This is a genomic window from Reichenbachiella sp., assembly GCF_039969095.1.
Taxonomy (GTDB): domain Bacteria; phylum Bacteroidota; class Bacteroidia; order Cytophagales; family Cyclobacteriaceae; genus Reichenbachiella.
Genome location: NZ_JBDVOL010000010.1, coordinates 1,121,715 through 1,139,296, shown reverse-complemented (window position 1 = coordinate 1,139,296; position 17,582 = coordinate 1,121,715). Strand labels below are relative to the sequence as shown.

The following is a 17,582-nucleotide window of genomic DNA, read 5'->3' as shown; positions in this document are numbered from 1 at the left end:
CTTGGTTAAAATCATTAAATCAAGGCTGTCAAGTCTATAATTTAGAAATGCATATTGAAACATGCATCATGAGATTTGGTGTTATAATTGACTTGAGGAAAAGTTGTTTCTTAGAAAGAAAAAAATCTTGTATCAATTAATACCTTTCGCTTTTAAACAGAAAAATATGCAAATGGGACAAAAAGAAAATCAATTTATGAAAGAGGCCATTCGGCTTTCAATTGATAATGTAACATCTAATACTGGAGGGCCTTTTGGAGCAGTGATAGTGAAAGATGGAGAAATAATAGCCAGAGGCACAAATCTAGTCACTACCAATAATGACCCTACCGCACATGCTGAGGTAGTAGCAATAAGAGCGGCTTGCGAGGTAATTGGTTCCTTCCAACTCGATGGATGCGAGCTTTACACCAGTTGCGAACCATGCCCGATGTGTTTAGGAGCCATTTATTGGGCTAGACCAGACAAGATATTTTTTGCTAATACAAAAGCAGATGCAGCAGCCATTGAATTCGATGACCAATTCATTTATGAAGAGTTAGCCAAGCCAATTACCGAACGTAAACTTTTTACACGTCAATTGATGCGCGAAGAAGCGCTTGAAGCATTCGCCAAATGGGCTCAAAGCGTGAGTAAAAAGAGCTATTAATCATTCGGTTGATGATCCAATGTTCTGTACAAAATCTTTCTTGCGTTGTTTTTTCTAAGTTCCGTTTGTATGTCTCCAATGAGTCCCATATCTACTTGTTCATCAGCTTTGAGCATAACAATGAGCTGATCCTTATAAATTTCTCCCAAGTCAGATTTTTGCTCCTGAACCCATTGCCCAATTTGATCAAGGTTTACCAATTTATTGTTAGCGGAAATCCTAGGAGATGAGCCAAGTTTTGAATCCTTAGGAATGCCCACAAAAAGCTCTTTGATCAAGAATTTTTTATCCACAGCCGTAAGCGAATGTGCATTTGGAATCTGAACATTCAGTTGTTCTTCATTCACTTTTATAGTTGCCGTCACCATAAAAAAGAATAACAGCAAAAAGACAATATCTGGCATGGAGGCAGTTGAAATTTCTGCTGTGGTGGACGTTTTTTTTCTGATTTTCATAATTATTTGATTTTATCTGGGTCTGCTATCGAAATATTCATTGGTAACCCTTTTCTAGCTTTTTGATAAATTGCTAATTCTGAGGGTTTTGATTTGTTAAGCTTCCTAAACTCATCTGAACTTAGTCCAATTCGCTCTCCATACATTTGATAATACGATTCTTTGATGAGATCAAGTACGGATATAAATGAAGCGTATTGTGCTCCACGTTGCGTTTTAATAGAGATAATTGCCTTTTCTGGACTTTCGGAAAGCGTAGGGCTGGAAGACGGATTTTTGACAAACGTTTTTATTTCTTCCACAAGGCCCGCTAAATCAGACCTGACTTTGCCTTCAATTAAAAATTCATTTTTTGAATTGATAAGCACCTTAAAAAGATTCCGTTCCTTAATTGGGGTTTCTGTTGGTTCAATATCAGGTGGAAGTTGAAGCATTAGACCTTTGTCTTGTAGCAGACTAGTACTTACTAGAAAAAATATGAGTAGCAGGAATGCAATATCTGCCATGGACCCTGCGGATACCTTGGGTTCTAATTTTGGTTTCTTGAGTCTCATGAGGGTTTGTTTTTATATATATATAATCCGAATCATTTGAAAAAGTCACAACTATTTAATCTCCATTTGTGAAACAAATAAATATTCCATACGTTTGGTCTTCAAAACAGAAACAAATAAACATGAAGGGATCAAACCTTGGCGAATTCCAGGAAGTGGTGTTGTTGTCCATCCTCATTCTAGACAACGAAGCCTATGGCCTGAAAATACAGCAGGAATTGAGTTCTAGACTGAAGCGTACTTTAAGTAGGGGAGCTCTGCATACCGCACTGACTCGCTTAGAAGAAAAGGGCTTTATTACTTCGCACACTGGCGGAGCCACTGCCGAAAGAGGGGGTCGACGCAAGCGATTTTATACATTGTCTAATACTGGTAAAGAAGCACTAAAACAAGCTCGTGAACTACGCGAAGAAATGTGGAGTCTGGTTCCCAAATTTAGCCTGTCATGATTCCTTCACAACTACCCAAGTGGTTTGCCAGAGGCTTCGAATGGTTTTGCAAAGCTGAACTTTTCGATGAATTGCAAGGAGACCTCGAAGAAGCGTTTCAGGAGAATACAAAAACTTATGGTGCTGCAAAAGCACGTAACATCTATCGACTTGAGGTACTTAAAATGTTAAGACCATCAGTCGTTGGATTCGGTCAATTTCACTCAAAATTTAACCATTTAATCATGTTCAAAAACTACTTTAAAACTTCCATGAGAAGTATGATGAAGAGTCCACTCAGCTCATTCATCAACATTTTCGGCCTATCTGTCGCGATAGGCATATGTCTAATTGTCTATGCCTTTATCGATCAGGATATTAGCATTGATCAATTTCACGAAAATAAACATCAAGTCTATTTAGTGACCGCATTTGCGGATCGGGACGGTGAGGTACTCCAATATGGGCAGTCACCATTGCCACTTGCTACGCACATGATTTCGGACTTGCCTCAAATAAAGAAGAGCAGCAGGGTTCAGGATATCAATACGGTAGTCAAATATGAAGATCGGGTGTTCCATGAAAGGATTCGTTTAGTTGATCCCGATTTTCTGGATATGCTAACATTCCCGATGCAATGGGGGAGTCCAGAAACACTCAATGACCCCACCAGTATCATCCTAAGCAATGACATGGCGATCAAATATTTTGGAGACCTCAATCCTGTTGGCAAGGATTTATTAATCAATTTTGGTAATGATAAGACGAAATCATTCGCCATTTCAGGAGTAGCTGAACCTTTTCCGAATGCCCATGCCATAGATTTTGATTTTCTAATCAATTTTGACAATATCGAACAAGCCACTGAAAATTACGATGAAGACAATTGGGATCAGTTGATTGCGGCTACTTTGATTCAAATCAATCAGGTTGCCGATTTAGATTTGGTCATTGACCAGTTGGATCGCTACAGGAAACTACAAAACGAATCCAACCCTAAGAAAATCATTAAATCAGTTTCACTGGTTTCATTGGCTGATCTACACATGGTCTCTAATGATATTCAGAATGGCATTTCTTATGGGGTTCGTAAAGAAGGATGGGTCATCTTGTCTATTATGGCGGGCTTTGTGATGCTGCTGGCCTGCATGAATTACATCAATATTGGTATCGTATCGGCAGCGAAACGACTCAAGGAAATCGGTGTGCGCAAGGTGATTGGTGCCAACCGTAGATTAGTGCTGGTGCAATTACTAACAGAAAATGTTTTGCTGACCAGCTTTGCGTTGTTGTTTGGTTTGTTTTTGGCATACAGCCTTTTCATTCCGTGGTTCAATAGTCTTTTTGGCCGTGGATTGGAGCTGGTGCTTACTCAGCCTATGTTATGGCTATTTTTAGGTAGTATGCTATTGATCACTGGTCTAGGGTCTGGGATCTATCCAGCTTTGTACATTTCAAAATTTCAAGTCGTAGGTATTTTTAGAGGGTCTATACAATTGGGGAAGAAAAGTTTGATGACCAAGGTGTTTCTGACCTTCCAATTGGTACTAGCTTTTATCACCATTTCAGGTGGAGTTTGGTTTACCCAAAATAATGCCTACCAGGCCAACAGAAGTTGGGGCTACAGTGCAGATAAGGTACTATATGTGGATGTGCCGGATCGGTCGGCATTTGAACAAATGCATGCCGCCATGTCACAAAATCCGGATGTCATCTCTATTTCTGGATCCAGTCAGCACATGGGACATCGGGTACCACAGATTACCATCTCACGCCCAGATAGAGACTTTACGGTAGGCATGATGCGGGTAGGTAGTAATTATTTCCGTACAATGGGAATTGATCTGATCCATGGTCGAACTTTTGAACCGCATAGTGAGGGTGATAAACAAATGATCGTGGTCAATGAAGAGTTCGCTAAGAACCTATTGCTAGATGATCCCATAGGAGAAGTAATCAAAGTGGACAGTTTAAGATTGGAAATCATAGGCGTGGTTAAGGATTTTCACAATCGTGATTTTGATCATGCCATCCAGCCAATCATATTTAACTTAACCGATAAAGATGCCTTCAGATTTCTGTCGGTGAAGGTGAATGACGGGAAACAACCAGAAGTCTATCAGGCCTTTAGAGAAGCTTGGATGGCGCACTTACCCAATACGCCATTCCGAGGGGGCTATCAAAGTGGCGTATTCAATGGCTACTTCGAATACCTGGATAGCAGTGCGGAGTTTATGCGAGCCTTGGCCTTTGTGTCTATTCTGCTAGCGAGCTTAGGCTTATATGGCTTGATCACGCTTAATGTTTCTGGCCGAAACAAAGAATTCAGCATTCGAAAAATTTTAGGTGCACGTTTGAGTCATATTGCAAAAATCATCTCTACTCAGTATGTGCCACTATTTACCATTTCCATGCTGCTGGGAGCACCATTGGGTTATTGGCTGATCCAAAAGCTGTTTGATACGGTGTTTGCTTATCACATGCCGATGAACTATACAGGATTGATTATCTCGGGTGTGTTTTTGGTAGCGGTCTTGGGAATCGTGACCTGGGTACAAGTACGCAAGCTTGCCAAAGCTAATGCGGTGCAGGGATTGAGGACGGAATAATGCTTAAAAACTTTTTTTGTCATTTCGACCAGGGGGAGAAATCTTATCAGCACCTTGAAAAGGAGATAGGATTTCTCCTTACGTCGAAATGACAAATTATTTAAACCCTTTCGAATAGTTCAATTTTTGTCATGAACAAGTGCCTTTCTCCTCACCAACCAAACAACAAACAAAACGATGACTACCAGCCAGCACAACGTGGTAGTTCCACTTTTCATCTGTGTAAATAGGCTTGCCGTTTTGATGATACTTTCAGAGACAGGGTTTGGGTTGGTGATCATCAGTGCAATCAAAATATTCTCACCATAGTCCAGCACCATGGCCAGGAAGGGCAGTAGGTAAAGGTTGGAAAACCCATGGTCAGTACTCAGCTTGATCAAACCAGACAATCGGATCATCAATGCACTCAAAAGCAAGGCTAGTAGCAGCGGGTAGAGAACATCCAGAAGAAACAGCTGCGGAAATAGATAAAGATCCACAGTCGCTTGATCGAGATTCTGGAGCATAGTTGTAGCCTTTTGCACAGAATATCCCGTGGCTTTAAGGTCGAATGCCTCCGTACCCAGCTGGTTATTGATTTTAGGGAAAGTAAATAGCATCATCAGTAATAATACTAGATGAGCCAGAATGAATAGGGTAATGATTCTTGGTTTGGTGGTTAGTCGGGTGAGTTTATTGTGAAATGGTGTTAAAATCATTGATTATAATGCTGGTGGTGGGAGATTAACGCCCATGTATCATTCGTGGCGCTTGATTTAGTTTAAGTTTCGGCTACAAGATAGCCAAATCTCTGATTTGGTCTTTCTCTTTCTTGATTCCATAGAGCTAATCTGAGATATGGCTGGGCTTCCAGAATGCAGAGAGTATTCATTCACAGCTAAACCGCTTTGAATTGATACATAATGTTGGGCATTCGTTATTTCTTTTTCAAGTATCGAATTAAAATTCCTAGAGTTTTGTTCCTTCCTTGAGTATAGCCGTTGGGGGAGTAATAATTCAGCCTTCTTAGTTCAATTAATTTGTTCATATCATCCTTGGTAACGCTTAGAAATAATGTCCCCTTTATTGCCTCAAGTCCAAAACACTTAGAATCGGTCAGAATATCTAAAATTTCGTTTTTGTCACTTTCGCTCAGAGGTTTTGGATTTTTAAGTGCTTTGTTTGTTAATAGCTTTTTCCCTTCCATCCAAATCATAGATGGAGATTTGATGTCGCCAAAGCGCATTGCGAAATCGAAATCATTAGTTACTTCAGTTCCATATATGTTGACACTATTTGTTTCTTCTTTTAACCAAGACAGGCTTCCTTCTTTTTCAGATTTTGATTTTTTTCCCACCGTTTCAACTTTTTCTAGTTCCTTAATCCCGTAGAAGCCAGTCAATTCAGCATATACAAATATTGCTTGAGTTTGTATTAAGTCATTTTTCGTTGTGTCTATGATTTGCTTGATGAAATCTATTGACTTAGGGCTCCCGATGTACATTAATGACGAAAGAAGGTTTCGTTGAATCTCAGTGTTTGTACTTTTTTGAATCGCAACGTTGATTTTCGAAATGGAAGAGTTGTAAATAGCATTCTTACTTAAGTATCGTGCCCATGATTCACTCCAATCATTATTGCTAGATTCTAAATTATTAAGAGCCAATTCTTCTCCAAATTGCCCAGCGAATAATGTTTCTAAAAAGAGTAGGCTGAGGACTTCATTATCATCTGTAGGCTTATTAAGAAGTGCTAATAGGTCTTGCCCCTTTTGGGGTGAATGAATTAGTAAATTATGGTTCAATGCGAAAACTGACTTAGTAGGATTATTTATCAGTTCAGTTTCTATTACTTGATTAAACAATTCCAATTCTCGCTTGATCTGTTCTTGAGAAAATGAAGTTTTTGATTCGCCATAAAAAGTCAAGCCTGCATAACGATAAAGTTCAGGCTTATAAATTTCAAAATGATCCAATATCAATTTGTCTATCGATTCATTTGAAGTTTGAGCTCTGGATAAAAATGCTGTTAATGTAAACAGCAATAGGAGTAAAAACCTTGTACTCATTTGTTTTTGATGATACCCAAAATTAATAAACACCATTAATGGTGTTTATACCCCAAATATGCTTGTATAAAGCACATCCACCAAATCAATTCCTATCCATTTCAAATAATTTTTAGAAATACCTCCACCTAAACGAAACCTTATTTACCTTTGAGGTGTATTAGTATGATAGTACACTAATTTACTTCTGAATAGTATGGTGCAAATTGAAAATGTTTCTTTTGGATATCCCTCCAAACCTCAGCTGTTTGAGGACTTGAGTGTTTCCCTTCCTATGGGAAATATCTATGGACTGCTGGGAAAGAATGGGGCAGGGAAGTCTAGTCTGCTCAAACTCATTGCGGGATTATTGTTTCCCAAGACGGGTAGTCTTCATGTAAGTGGTTTCAGTCCCAGAGAGAGACGTCCCGAGTTTCTCAGTGAGATCTATTTGGTGACGGAAGAGTTTGAAGTGTCAGCTATGGGTATGAAAAGGTTTGTAGAACTATATAGTCCGTTTTATCCTAGATTCAATCATGAGTTGCTCCAGGAGTATTTGAATGAATTCAGTTTGCCAACAGATGAAAAGCTGACTTCGTTATCCTATGGACAGAAGAAGAAGTTTCTATTGTCCTTTGGATTGGCTACGGACTGCCAGCTATTGATACTTGATGAACCGACCAATGGACTGGATATTCCTTCTAAAAGTCAATTTAGAAAAGTAGTAGCCAGTGCCATACACGAGGAGCGAAGCTTTATTGTCTCTACCCATCAAGCGCGGGACATGGAGAATTTGATTGATCCAATCATCATTCTGGATGAGGGACAAATTGTCTTCTTTGAGGACTATGAACAGATCTCTCAGCGACTGATCATTAGCAAAGTAAAAGAACTACCCACACATGATGGAGTGGTTTACACAGAGTCTACTTTTAGTGGACACACCATAGTAGAAGAAAATACAAGCGGAGCAGAGTCGAACATGAACCTGGAAACGCTATTCAATGCCGTGGTCAACAACAAAGAGAAGGTGCAGGAAATTTTCAAAAATCAAACGATAACAAGATGAATCATTATTTTAATATCCATCGGTTTTTGAAGTTGCTCAAATTGGAGCTGTTCAGGAGTTTTAGAGGTATATTCATAGCCTTCGAAATCACTTTTGGTATGTTGTTTTTTGTTGGACTATTGATGTCCGTCATTGTAGAAGACAGCCTAGTTTTCTTTGAGCATACTGGTGGTTATGCCTTTACACTGATTATCGGAGGGTTTGTGCTTAGTTCATTGGCTTTCAATGATTTAAGTAATTCACTTAAAAGTTCTAATTACCTCACTTTACCAGCTTCCACGTTTGAAAAGTTTCTATCCATGTGGTTGCTGACCTCGGTGGGATGGATTGTTTTTTTCAGTTTTACCTACTATTTGTATACCGTATTTGTCGCTAATCCTATTGGGTCGATGATTGACGCCAATATGCGATTTGAAGACTTTGACCCATGGAGTGATTTTGCCATATCAGTCATGAAATACTACTTCGTATTGCAAGGCGTATTTTTAGTTGGCGCAGCTCATTTCAAGGGTTATGTATTCCCCAAAACCCTATTCACGGTGATTTTGGTGGCTATAGTAGCTGGGACGCTATTCTATTTCATCATGGGAGATCTGATGCAAGAGGATAACGAGTGTTTTTCCCAAATGAATCCTCTCATAGGGAAACCTGCCTACAAGATCTGGCTTTTAGCACAGTGGGCATTTTGGTGGTTGCTGGCTCCTTTTTGCTGGGTGGTTACTTATTTGGGATTGAAAGACAGGGAGGTGTAAGATGGAGTTTAGAGACGATCAAGCCATATATCTCCAAATCGCCGATCACTTCTGCGAAAACATCTTATTGGAAAAATGGAAGCCGGGAGATCGGATTCCGTCGGTCCGAGAAATGGCCGTGAGCATAGAGGTGAATCCTAACACGGTGATGCGGACCTTCACTTACCTTCAGGAAAAAGGCATTATCTACAACAAACGAGGCATTGGCTACTTCGTAGCTGAAGACGGAAAAATCAAAACCAGTGCCCTCAAAAAGGATGATTTTATAAGTAATGAATTGCCACGACTGTTTAAAGCCATGGACATACTTCATTTATCAATAGAAGACCTTTCGAAATACTACCAGCAACATTTGAAAACCTCAGAAAACGCCTAACCTAAAACGATATAAACCATGCAAACAAGTAAGAAAATATTAATCACTACAACGGGCATACTCCTGGCGCTATTTGTAGGTACACTGATGGTGCTACGTAATGACGTGCAAGCCATCTATGCGAAACATACAGCCGAAGTTCAGTTGACAGCTGTGCCGGTAGAAGCGTTCAGTGTACTACACTTTTCAGGCAACTGGGACGTCCAAGTTCGACAGGGTAGATCCTATCTAGTAAAAGTGGCTTTTGATCCACAGAACAGCTATTTGCCCCAACTAGATAACAGCAAGGATACCCTTCATTTCTTCATCAAAGGGGATAGTTCCATAGCAGTTAAAGCAAAAGTAGTCACCCCAGTATTGAGCGGGGTCAAGGCCGAAAATGCCCATATCACACTAAAAAATTTCCAAGTCGACTCTATGACCATTAAACTAGAGGCGAGTCATCTGAAAGGAGAAGAAAACAAATTCATTTATACGTCCTACGAAACCACTGGAAACTCCAAAATAGAATTTTTGGATGATCCTTATAAATAAAAGATTAACAACAGAAAATATAAACCAATGAAAGAAAATTTTAAATCATCAAGCTCAAGAGGAAGCTGTTTTTACATCCTTGGATTCTTTGGCGCAGCTTATTATTTCATTTCTACAGCCGCCGGATTCTGGTTGGGTGTAGGTGGATTTTTCAAAGCCATTGTGTGGCCTGTATTCTTCGTGTATGAAGCCTTTCGCTTCTTAGAAATATAGATACCATGGAAGTATTAGTATTTAGAACCGACATCAACACACGCAAACGAATGGATCAGTTTGCCTGGATTTTCAATCAACACCCGTTCATCAAAGATTGGAATGTTGATCTTCAGGACGTAGATAAGGTCTTAAGAGTGGAAGCGTCAGATAGTTTATCAGAAACAGATGTAATCGATATGGCGCAAACCTTTGGTTTCAACTGTGAAGCCTTAATAGATTGATTATGAAAGCAAGTAGAATAAACCGCTACGGTGGGCCAGAGGTGTTATTTGTAGCGGATATTGAAAAGCCAGTACCAAACGATAATGAAGTACTCGTGAAGGTGCATGCAGCTTCCATCAATCCATTGGATTGGCACGTCATGCGTGGTACACCATATTTCATGCGAGCCTTGACAGGTTTGTTAAAACCAAAAAAAGGTTTTAAAACCTTAGGAGCAGATGTGGCTGGTGAGGTAGAACAGATCGGCAAAGGAGTTACTAGTTTAAAATTAGGTGATCATGTTTTTGGAGACATCTTCAACTATGGATATGGAGCTATTGCGGAATATGTTTGTGTGCCAGTAGAAGCCTTAGTTCTGAAACCTGAGAACATCAGCTTTGAAGAAGCTGCAGGTGTACCTGTGGCTGCACTGACAGCCTATCATGGCTTAAATAAGTACGGTGCCGTACGTGCGGGTTCCGAAGTGCTGATCAACGGAGCTTCAGGTGGAGTAGGGACGTTTGCGGTTCAGCTAGCCAAATTTTATGGCGCCAATGTTACGGGTGTGTGTAGCACTAGAAATATAGATTTGGTAAAAGATTGTGGTGCTACAGATGTCATCGACTATACTGAAACAGACCTTATGAAATTGGATAGGAAGTTTGATTTGATCATTGATATGGTAGGTAATTTGTCTTTATCAGATTATAAAAAGCTATTGACGGCTCATGGCAATTGTGCCGTGGTTGGTTTTGGGGGTATGTCTCATTTGATGAGCATTGGACTTCTAGGTGGTAAGCGAATCAAAATGGTTGACTTCAAATCCAATCAGAAAGACATGCAATACTTAGCTAATCTATTGGAAAACAAAGATATCTCGACCGTAATTGATCGCTCCTATAGTCTGGAGGAAACTTCTGAAGCTATTACATATTTGGAAACCAGCCGAGCAAGGGGTAAGGTGGTCATCATCCCTGATAAAGGTTAATAGAAGTTAAAATTTGTGAAATCAAACATTTTATTTGAAACAAAATAATCCACATTTTTCGTATTTAAGGCTGATTGAATAATTTCGATCAGTCGCGACTCGCTCTGTTTGTAGCGTTAAGTTTTGATGGTCCGAAAGCAATTTCGGATTGCGGTTTAACCGAGTTTTTGTTGAATTGTTTAACTATTAAAATTTGAAAAAATGAACTTAGTGAAAAGAAGCAATTACGTTCCTACATCATCTTCATTCTTTGATGATTTTTTGACAAAAGATCTTTTTGACTGGTCCTCGTGGACAGACCAAAGTGGTTCTGTACCACGGGTGAATATCGTAGAAACCAACGACGATTTTCGTGTGGAAGTAGCGGTTCCAGGCATGAAAAAAGAGGATTTCCATTTGGAATTGGACAATGACATGCTGACCATACAGTCGGACGCAGGCGTAGAGGATGCGCAAATGAATGGAAACATGAAATTCACCAGAAAGGAGTTTGACTATGGTTCTTTCAAGCGATCCTTTTATCTGCCGAATACGGTTGAGATGGATAGCATTGAAGCCAAATATCAGGACGGAATATTAAGGCTACTCATACCGAAGAAGGAGGAAGCCAGAAAGAAACCTATCAAAACAATAGCAATTACATAATTCCTGATTCAATAGTTAGTTTGCTTGGATTCGTGTAGCTAGAGGTTTAGCCTCTAGCTCTCCAAGCAAAATCTGACTTACACCGTTTGACGGATTCTTTTGAACTTGAATTACAACGAACTTGACAAACTAATTTAGTTCCAATGGTGCTTTACAGGTTTTTTATAAGAAGCCCACCAAGGTAGTGCGGCTTGTTTACAATCATTAATATTTTATCCTTTCTAATTTATCAGTAAAAAATGAAAACTTCTTTTTTAGATTATTACAAGTTGATTCTACAGAAAGTGAGTTTCGACAAGCAATTACTTATTAAAGAATATCAAAAAGCTATGAGATCACTTCAGCCTGACGAGATTGAAGAATTTCAGAAATGGTTAGAGTCCAGCAACCTTCAAATGAAATTATTACCAACACAGTCTTATAGAAGGAGACAATCGCAATGAAAAATGATTAGTAAAATGTAATCTCACAGTCAGGAACTGACACTTGAAAGTCGTCAATTTTGGATTGACTGATTCGCGTGTTGTTGCAGATCAAGGTTTTGATTCTTCGCATACCAGACAATCTATCCAGACGCCAAATACGCGTATTGCTGATGTCTAATGTCTCCAAATCCACGAGTTTTTCAATGCCTTTCAGGTTTTTCAAACCTGTACGAGAACAGTTGAGATGTTTGAGTGAACTTGAATAATACAAATCTTTCAGGTCTTCCATAGCCGTGTTGGAAATGTTGAGGGATTGTAGTTGTCTGAGTTCTTTTATGCCCTCCAGACTTTGCAATGGGCCATTGGTATAGGTCAAAGACTTCAGACCTTGGTGTATATATAGTTCTTTCAAATTAGTCAATTGCAACCGATCCAGTTTTATAGATTTGAGATTGATAAATGTCTGTAGAGGAGCTAAAGATTGAATCTTTTGATTGGAAATTTCTATCTCTTGTTTCTCAATCAATTGATGCAATTCAAAAGAATCACTAGTAGGCAGGTCAAAAGTACTTTGCCAGGATGGAGACAAGTTGTTCCACCAAGCTAATAATGAGTCAGATTGGTAGATCACTACTGTTTCAGGATTAGTTGATAATAATTCAATTATTTGCTCTTCTTTAATCTGAGTGTTTTCAACATCCAGTTTTTCTAGTTTGTGCAGTTGAGCAAGTGATTGTATATCTCTCAGTTTGGTTTGGCTCAAGTTCAAAACCTTTAGCTTTTTATTGGATGCCAAGTCTGTGGTAGATTCAATAGGCGCATGAGTGCAAATGAGATATTCCAAATCTGGCATTTCTTTAGCAAAGTCCAAGCTTACAAAATCGTTGTAACTGATGTCTAGATAACGTAAGCGCTTAAATTTCAATAGTGGCTTTTCTATGTAAAGCTTCCTGTCAGAAACGTTCAAGGAATCAATAATCAATAACTTGGCTAAGTCTTCTTTGTTTGGTTCTTTATGACCTATGATTTCCTCAAACACCGTTTTCCAATTGGTAGGCAATTCGATCCACCATTTCAGAACTTGTTGGCTATTGGTAACCACCACTACTTGTGGATGATTGGCCATGAAGTTGTTGGCTATTTGCTCTGTAATACCTGATAGATCAGCATACACTTTTTTGAGATTAGGTGCATTTTCTAAGGTTTTAAGACTCTGTACCTGTGTTTGATTGATCAACAATTCTTGTAGTGCAGGATGTTGCTCCAACCCATTCAAGTTAGCGATCTGAGTTTCAGATATGTTTAGTAATTCTACTTTAGGTAAACTCTGAAAAACAAACAAATGATCTACGGGTGTTCTTGAGAGATCTATACTTTTTAGTCCGAGGCTATTCGAAAGAATGGTAGGATCGTCAAAATTGGTGTTTGAAATATTAATGCTTTTAAGCGTTTTAAGGGATTTGATTGACTTAAAGTCAGTCAGTTCTGTGCTGGATAAGTTCAAGTCCTTTAAGACACTAAATCGCTCGAGAACGCTAATATCAATTACCTGAGTCTGCGATAGATCCAAAGTGACTATTTGGTCGAAATACTGCAAAGAAGAGATGTCATGAATACTTGTGTTGGAAGCATTTAGATGCTTTAGATTTCTGGCATATCTCAATGGACTCAAGTCAGTAATCTTGGTATTACTGATATCTAACTTCTTTAAATTCTTGAGTGCTGACAAAGGTTCTAAGTCGATAATAAACTGATTCCCAGATAAATTCAGACTATCTATAGCAGCCATTTTTTTTAGCACCTGATTGGAAATAGTATCGTACGGCACATAATCACTCAAGATATTGATCCATCCAAATGATAGGCTTTCCCACCAAAGCTGTAGTTCTTTATCTCGACTGACTTTGGTGCTGTAGACACTGACTATTTTCAAGTCATTGGATTCTTCATTGAGATTGATTTCAATAAATCTCTTTTTGGTACTGGTTTGCTTTTCGTTTTCTATGGTTGTTCCATCAAGCACAGATTCCAAAGAAACCAGATAGTAGAAGCTTTGGTTTTCATTCTCTATTCGCTCAATTTCAATATTTTCAAATTCAAACTTTAAGTCATTGAAAAAAAAATCTACATCACGTAAATAGGCAGAAACATCTTTGTTGGTGATTACCTTTCGATCCAGCAACAAGTCATCTTCTATCTGTACGAACTGATCTTTAAATACCTTTTTATAACTCTGATTAATTATAACTTCCTTATCTCGAGATGAAGTTTTGCTAGCTCCAATGGTGTTGAGCATGTATTCATAGAAATTCACCAGACTTCTCACTTCATCAATTCTAGTAGAATCTGAGGTATCTTGTGCCTGACTGAGAAAGAAGGAAAATGAGAGTATAAATGAAAAGAAGTATTTCATAGTTAGTCTTTACGGTAGATATAGTCCTTCATTTGCTTCTTTTGGTCTTGATTAGCAAGAGGCACCAAACTTGAAATCAGCCATCCAGAATTATATCCTGGCCTGTTAAAATTGGCTATAGAAAAATAATAACCTTCGATAGCGAAAAAGTGAAAAGCAACATTTCGAGCTGAAACGAATGTCAAATTTCCTTGATTCATTTCATACAAGAATATACTCAACTCATCTGTTTCATAGTCATCAGCAGTGTATTGTTCTGCATGCTGCTGATCTTTCAGTGCTTTACGCAAAGTCATAAAATCCAACTCATGACTCATAGGATGAAGAAACTGCTTTTTGTCGCTCGTGTCTTTGTCAAACCATTTACTGAATTGACTAAAAGCCACATCCTGAATGATCCATTCATAACCCTGACCCTGTGGTTGTAGCTTCATATATAAAGTACCATTGATGTTTTGGCCTTTGTATTTGAATGTGGTTTTTACTTCGGCGAACCAATCATCTTGATGAAAATCAAGAAAGGCTGGAGACTTTTTGTCAGTGATCTTTTTTACAAATTCTTTTGCTATCGCAGCATCCAGTTGCCCAGTTTGTGTATCAAATAAAACAGGTACATACTTCTTTCTCAAATTGGCATCGCGATACCTTTTATCTGTAGGGTAGTAGCGCTTACCATTTTCATCCTCTTCACCATTGAACCGTCTAAAGAACTGATTGATTTGTTTGGTAGAAGCGCGAAGTTGCTCTTCTGTATCTTTCATATCATCAGTGAGTCCTTGACCCACTGATGTATGAATAGCTAAAATCGTTAATAACGCGGAAAGGAGGGTTCTCATGCAGAAGTTTCTGTTACTCTGATATCACCCAACATCACGTCCCAGAACTCTATGATTCGCCCAGCAATTTGAGTTTCTTTTCGCTTTACAAAGATGGTAATATCCTTTTTGGTCGTGTCTTTATATTCCAGCGTGCCATCTTTAGATGTGCCTTCAAAACGTTGATAAACAGTAATTACACCTACAAAAGTGCCGTCAGGCTGCTGTTCTAAATCGCTTACATAATGAATGTCATACCACTGGATTTTTACTTTGTCGTAATTCAAAGCCATCAGCCTTTCGAAGTATTCCCTGACTTTGTAATAGTTGACTTCCTCTCTTTCTAAAGAAGAAACGCCCATTTCACTGCCTTCTGCAAACAGTTCTTCGGCTCTGTCCATTACACGTTGCGCTTCAGAAAATTGTGTATCCTTTTTCCCAATGATGCTGATATATTTACTCAAATCTTTGACCTTTTCAAGAGCTAGCGAATCAATCGCTTGCTTTCTCCTTGGATCAATATTGTTTTGTGCGAATGTGTCTATAGAAACCAAAATGGCTAACGAAAGCACGGTGTATTTTATCAATTGCATATCTTTATTTCTTTCTGGTTAAAACTTATTTTTTGAGTACCAATTCCTTGATGAGCCCATTGGAGTCATAAACTGCTTCTTCCACTTCAGCTGGTTTGCTTTTGGTATCTTTTAGATAATTCAAGTACTTGGAAATGGTCGTAGGCTCATCATAGTCAGGGTTAGTACCATCATTATAGATGACTACAAGAACTGGCGCATCTGGGCTATTGAACATGTTAAGTGCTTCACTGATACTGCTATTTGCAGACTCAGTAGTCGATGAGCTTTGAATTGCATTAAAATAATTATTCAACTTTTGTTCAATAGAAACAATTTTTTCTGGAACTCTGATTTCTTTTACTTCAGGAACCTCTTCTAATTCTTCAGTCTCATTTTCATCTATTGGTTCTACTTCTTCAACCGGAGTCACTTGTGACAGATTCTTTTTGGTCTTACAGGAAGAGGTTCCTACTATTAGTGCTACCAAAAGAGTCAGCACAAATGGCGAATTTTTCAAAATGTTTTTTGTCATGGTTGCAATAATTTGAATGTGTTTATAATATTCATTTGTTCAATTGGGTGGGGCTATTACAAATAGCGTTCCATTTCTGACTAACGAGACTAAAATAGTTTTATTTAAAGATAAGATTGAAATTTATAAAGGTATTTAGTGTGACATTAAACTGTCGCAACTTCTGTTTGCATAGGGATGGAGACAATGAATGTTGTTCCTTTTCCTAGCTCACTTTCAACTTTTATCCTACCTCCCAATTGTTGGCACAAGCTTTTTATAATAGAAAGACCAAGCCCATTAGATGGTTCACCACCTGTTGGTGTAGCAGAAAGACGTGTAAATGGTTTGAACATTTTTTGTTGGTCTTCGGGGCTAATTCCTGGACCTTCATCTTTGATGCTCAATAATAGTTTTTCATCTTCACTGTTGATGTTGATATGTATGCTCGTACCTTTCTCAGAAAACTTTATGGCATTAGACATCAGGTTGTCAAGAATCCTGGATAGAAGACCTGAGTCAGTTTGCAACTTTAACTGCTCATAATCCCCATTAATTATGAGCTCTTGCTTTTTTGCTACTAAAGATTTTTCAAAATTCACTTTCCAATTGGTAATGAATTCTGCAAGGTCAATGGTTGTGATTTTTAACTCAGGTTTTTGGTTTTTAGCCTGATTTATATCGAGCAAATCCCGAATCATTTCATTACCATGTTTTACCACCGTTCGGATTTTAGTGATATAGTCCTTTTGATCTTCATTCAAGTTGTCATCCATCGAGACCAATTGAATAAGGCCTTCTATATTATTAAGTGGAGTGCGCAAATCATGAGCAACAATGCTTATAATCCCATCTTTTTCTCTGTTTACATCTGAAAGCTTGGCAAAAGAGTTAGTTAAATGCTCAAAAGCTTCTTCGATGGCAATATTTTTGACTTTAATCTCCTCATAGGCTTTCTGAAGCTCTTCAGATTGTTTTTGTAATTCTTCTTTTTGATTGGAAATTTCAGATGTGCGCTTTTCGACTTTTTTTTGTAGTACTCGCTTTTGAATGGCAGCACGACGAGTATAAAGTTTGACTAGCGCATAAAGACACAACCCGCCGAATAATGCCCATAACATAATATTCCAGACATTCAGAGAATTCAATCCTGTGTCGGACTCTAGTATTTGGGAAGGTGGTAGGTTTAATAAAAAAATCAGACTTGTCATAGATTTCCCTTCTGCTGCATCTTGAAAAGAATAAGGTTAATTGAAAAATCCCATCACCTTTCTCAAATGATAGATTCTTATTTCAATTTAGTAAAGTAATAAAATCTGGTAAAGTTTGATCGGAATTTAC

General features: G+C 38.4%; 20 protein-coding genes. 11 read left to right on the top strand and 9 right to left on the bottom strand.

Annotation, left to right across the window (positions count from 1 at the left end):
* Positions 1-172: 172 nt before the first annotated feature.
* On the top strand, positions 173-649 hold the full coding sequence (locus ABJH98_RS08170) for a nucleoside deaminase (RefSeq protein ID WP_348307162.1): 477 nt from the start codon (positions 173-175) through the stop codon (positions 647-649).
* Here ABJH98_RS08170 and ABJH98_RS08165 read toward each other — a convergent pair.
* Together ABJH98_RS08165 and ABJH98_RS08160 are read right to left on the bottom strand one after the other, a co-directional pair.
* A complete protein-coding gene (locus ABJH98_RS08165) occupies positions 646-1,104 on the bottom strand; it encodes a biopolymer transporter ExbD (protein ID WP_348307161.1) in 459 nt (152 codons plus the stop codon). The genes ABJH98_RS08170 and ABJH98_RS08165 overlap by 4 nt on opposite strands.
* 2 nt (positions 1,105-1,106) lie before the next feature.
* Positions 1,107-1,658 carry a biopolymer transporter ExbD gene (locus ABJH98_RS08160; RefSeq protein WP_348307160.1) on the bottom strand — a complete coding sequence of 184 codons (552 nt, stop codon included), beginning with the start codon at positions 1,656-1,658 and terminating at the stop codon, positions 1,107-1,109.
* Positions 1,659-1,816: 158 nt separating this feature from the next.
* Between ABJH98_RS08160 and ABJH98_RS08155 the strand changes: the two genes are divergently transcribed.
* A complete protein-coding gene (locus tag ABJH98_RS08155; protein ID WP_348307248.1) occupies positions 1,817-2,107 on the top strand; it encodes a helix-turn-helix transcriptional regulator in 291 nt (96 codons plus the stop codon).
* Positions 2,104-4,695 (top strand): ABC transporter permease, encoded by a 2,592-nt coding sequence (locus ABJH98_RS08150; protein ID WP_348307159.1) that lies wholly within the window; start codon positions 2,104-2,106, stop codon positions 4,693-4,695. The genes ABJH98_RS08155 and ABJH98_RS08150 overlap by 4 nt, the downstream gene beginning before the upstream one ends.
* Before the next feature lie 119 nt (positions 4,696-4,814).
* Here ABJH98_RS08150 and ABJH98_RS08145 read toward each other — a convergent pair whose 3' ends face one another.
* Positions 4,815-5,393 (bottom strand): hypothetical protein, encoded by a 579-nt coding sequence (locus ABJH98_RS08145; RefSeq protein ID WP_348307158.1) that lies wholly within the window; start codon positions 5,391-5,393, stop codon positions 4,815-4,817.
* 218 nt (positions 5,394-5,611) lie between these two features.
* Positions 5,612-6,742, bottom strand: coding sequence for a hypothetical protein (locus tag ABJH98_RS08140; RefSeq protein ID WP_348307157.1), 1,131 nt, complete (start codon positions 6,740-6,742; stop codon positions 5,612-5,614).
* Between the two features lie 196 nt (positions 6,743-6,938).
* Between ABJH98_RS08140 and ABJH98_RS08135 the strand changes: the two genes are divergently transcribed.
* From ABJH98_RS08135 to ABJH98_RS08100, 8 genes are all read left to right on the top strand, one after another.
* Entirely contained in the window at positions 6,939-7,790 is an 852-nt protein-coding gene (locus tag ABJH98_RS08135) for an ABC transporter ATP-binding protein (RefSeq protein ID WP_348307156.1), read from the top strand.
* A complete protein-coding gene (locus tag ABJH98_RS08130) occupies positions 7,787-8,542 on the top strand; it encodes a hypothetical protein (RefSeq protein WP_348307155.1) in 756 nt (251 codons plus the stop codon). Before ABJH98_RS08135 ends, ABJH98_RS08130 begins: the two co-directional genes overlap by 4 nt.
* Before the next feature lies 1 nt (position 8,543).
* Positions 8,544-8,918: a GntR family transcriptional regulator gene (locus ABJH98_RS08125; protein ID WP_348307154.1), complete on the top strand. Its 375-nt coding sequence runs from the start codon at positions 8,544-8,546 to the stop codon at positions 8,916-8,918.
* Positions 8,919-8,936: 18 nt separating this feature from the next.
* Positions 8,937-9,452, top strand: a complete 516-nt coding sequence (locus tag ABJH98_RS08120) for a hypothetical protein (protein WP_348307153.1) — start codon at positions 8,937-8,939, stop codon at positions 9,450-9,452.
* 27 nt (positions 9,453-9,479) lie between these two features.
* Positions 9,480-9,665 carry a hypothetical protein gene (locus tag ABJH98_RS08115; protein WP_348307152.1) on the top strand — a complete coding sequence of 62 codons (186 nt, stop codon included), beginning with the start codon at positions 9,480-9,482 and terminating at the stop codon, positions 9,663-9,665.
* Between the two features lie 5 nt (positions 9,666-9,670).
* Complete coding sequence (locus ABJH98_RS08110; RefSeq protein WP_348307151.1) at positions 9,671-9,889, top strand: hypothetical protein; 219 nt, start codon at positions 9,671-9,673, stop codon at positions 9,887-9,889.
* Between the two features lie 2 nt (positions 9,890-9,891).
* Entirely contained in the window at positions 9,892-10,857 is a 966-nt protein-coding gene (locus ABJH98_RS08105; protein WP_348307150.1) for an NAD(P)-dependent alcohol dehydrogenase, read from the top strand.
* A 201-nt stretch (positions 10,858-11,058) separates the two neighbouring features.
* Positions 11,059-11,502: an Hsp20/alpha crystallin family protein gene (locus tag ABJH98_RS08100; RefSeq protein ID WP_348307149.1), complete on the top strand. Its 444-nt coding sequence runs from the start codon at positions 11,059-11,061 to the stop codon at positions 11,500-11,502.
* 450 nt (positions 11,503-11,952) lie between these two features.
* Here ABJH98_RS08100 and ABJH98_RS08095 read toward each other — a convergent pair whose 3' ends face one another.
* From ABJH98_RS08095 to ABJH98_RS08075, 5 genes are all read right to left on the bottom strand, one after another.
* Complete coding sequence (locus ABJH98_RS08095; protein WP_348307148.1) at positions 11,953-14,340, bottom strand: leucine-rich repeat domain-containing protein; 2,388 nt, start codon at positions 14,338-14,340, stop codon at positions 11,953-11,955.
* A 2-nt stretch (positions 14,341-14,342) separates the two neighbouring features.
* Positions 14,343-15,176: a hypothetical protein gene (locus ABJH98_RS08090; RefSeq protein ID WP_348307147.1), complete on the bottom strand. Its 834-nt coding sequence runs from the start codon at positions 15,174-15,176 to the stop codon at positions 14,343-14,345.
* A complete protein-coding gene (locus tag ABJH98_RS08085) occupies positions 15,173-15,748 on the bottom strand; it encodes a hypothetical protein (protein ID WP_348307146.1) in 576 nt (191 codons plus the stop codon). Before ABJH98_RS08085 ends, ABJH98_RS08090 begins: the two co-directional genes overlap by 4 nt.
* Before the next feature lie 25 nt (positions 15,749-15,773).
* On the bottom strand, positions 15,774-16,262 hold the full coding sequence (locus ABJH98_RS08080; RefSeq protein ID WP_348307145.1) for a nucleoid-structuring protein H-NS: 489 nt from the start codon (positions 16,260-16,262) through the stop codon (positions 15,774-15,776).
* A gap of 146 nt (positions 16,263-16,408) precedes the next feature.
* Complete coding sequence (locus ABJH98_RS08075; RefSeq protein ID WP_348307144.1) at positions 16,409-17,452, bottom strand: HAMP domain-containing sensor histidine kinase; 1,044 nt, start codon at positions 17,450-17,452, stop codon at positions 16,409-16,411.
* Between the last annotated feature and the right edge of the window lie 130 nt (positions 17,453-17,582).

What these genes read in the sequence shown, in the direction of transcription:
- ABJH98_RS08130 (WP_348307155.1), top strand. Translation starts at nt 7,787, where the DNA reads ATGAATCATTATTTTAATATCCATCGGTTTTTGAAGTTGCTCAAATTG.
- ABJH98_RS08165 (WP_348307161.1), bottom strand. Translation starts at nt 1,104, where the DNA reads ATGAAAATCAGAAAAAAAACGTCCACCACAGCAGAAATTTCAACTGCC.
- ABJH98_RS08120 (WP_348307153.1), top strand. Translation starts at nt 8,937, where the DNA reads ATGCAAACAAGTAAGAAAATATTAATCACTACAACGGGCATACTCCTG.
- ABJH98_RS08110 (WP_348307151.1), top strand. Translation starts at nt 9,671, where the DNA reads ATGGAAGTATTAGTATTTAGAACCGACATCAACACACGCAAACGAATG.
- ABJH98_RS08135 (WP_348307156.1), top strand. Translation starts at nt 6,939, where the DNA reads ATGGTGCAAATTGAAAATGTTTCTTTTGGATATCCCTCCAAACCTCAG.
- ABJH98_RS08075 (WP_348307144.1), bottom strand. Translation starts at nt 17,452, where the DNA reads ATGACAAGTCTGATTTTTTTATTAAACCTACCACCTTCCCAAATACTA.
- ABJH98_RS08140 (WP_348307157.1), bottom strand. Translation starts at nt 6,742, where the DNA reads ATGAGTACAAGGTTTTTACTCCTATTGCTGTTTACATTAACAGCATTT.
- ABJH98_RS08105 (WP_348307150.1), top strand. Translation starts at nt 9,892, where the DNA reads ATGAAAGCAAGTAGAATAAACCGCTACGGTGGGCCAGAGGTGTTATTT.
- ABJH98_RS08095 (WP_348307148.1), bottom strand. Translation starts at nt 14,340, where the DNA reads ATGAAATACTTCTTTTCATTTATACTCTCATTTTCCTTCTTTCTCAGT.
- ABJH98_RS08085 (WP_348307146.1), bottom strand. Translation starts at nt 15,748, where the DNA reads ATGCAATTGATAAAATACACCGTGCTTTCGTTAGCCATTTTGGTTTCT.
- ABJH98_RS08145 (WP_348307158.1), bottom strand. Translation starts at nt 5,393, where the DNA reads ATGATTTTAACACCATTTCACAATAAACTCACCCGACTAACCACCAAA.
- ABJH98_RS08125 (WP_348307154.1), top strand. Translation starts at nt 8,544, where the DNA reads ATGGAGTTTAGAGACGATCAAGCCATATATCTCCAAATCGCCGATCAC.
- ABJH98_RS08090 (WP_348307147.1), bottom strand. Translation starts at nt 15,176, where the DNA reads ATGAGAACCCTCCTTTCCGCGTTATTAACGATTTTAGCTATTCATACA.
- ABJH98_RS08080 (WP_348307145.1), bottom strand. Translation starts at nt 16,262, where the DNA reads ATGACAAAAAACATTTTGAAAAATTCGCCATTTGTGCTGACTCTTTTG.
- ABJH98_RS08115 (WP_348307152.1), top strand. Translation starts at nt 9,480, where the DNA reads ATGAAAGAAAATTTTAAATCATCAAGCTCAAGAGGAAGCTGTTTTTAC.
- ABJH98_RS08170 (WP_348307162.1), top strand. Translation starts at nt 173, where the DNA reads ATGGGACAAAAAGAAAATCAATTTATGAAAGAGGCCATTCGGCTTTCA.
- ABJH98_RS08160 (WP_348307160.1), bottom strand. Translation starts at nt 1,658, where the DNA reads ATGAGACTCAAGAAACCAAAATTAGAACCCAAGGTATCCGCAGGGTCC.
- ABJH98_RS08150 (WP_348307159.1), top strand. Translation starts at nt 2,104, where the DNA reads ATGATTCCTTCACAACTACCCAAGTGGTTTGCCAGAGGCTTCGAATGG.
- ABJH98_RS08100 (WP_348307149.1), top strand. Translation starts at nt 11,059, where the DNA reads ATGAACTTAGTGAAAAGAAGCAATTACGTTCCTACATCATCTTCATTC.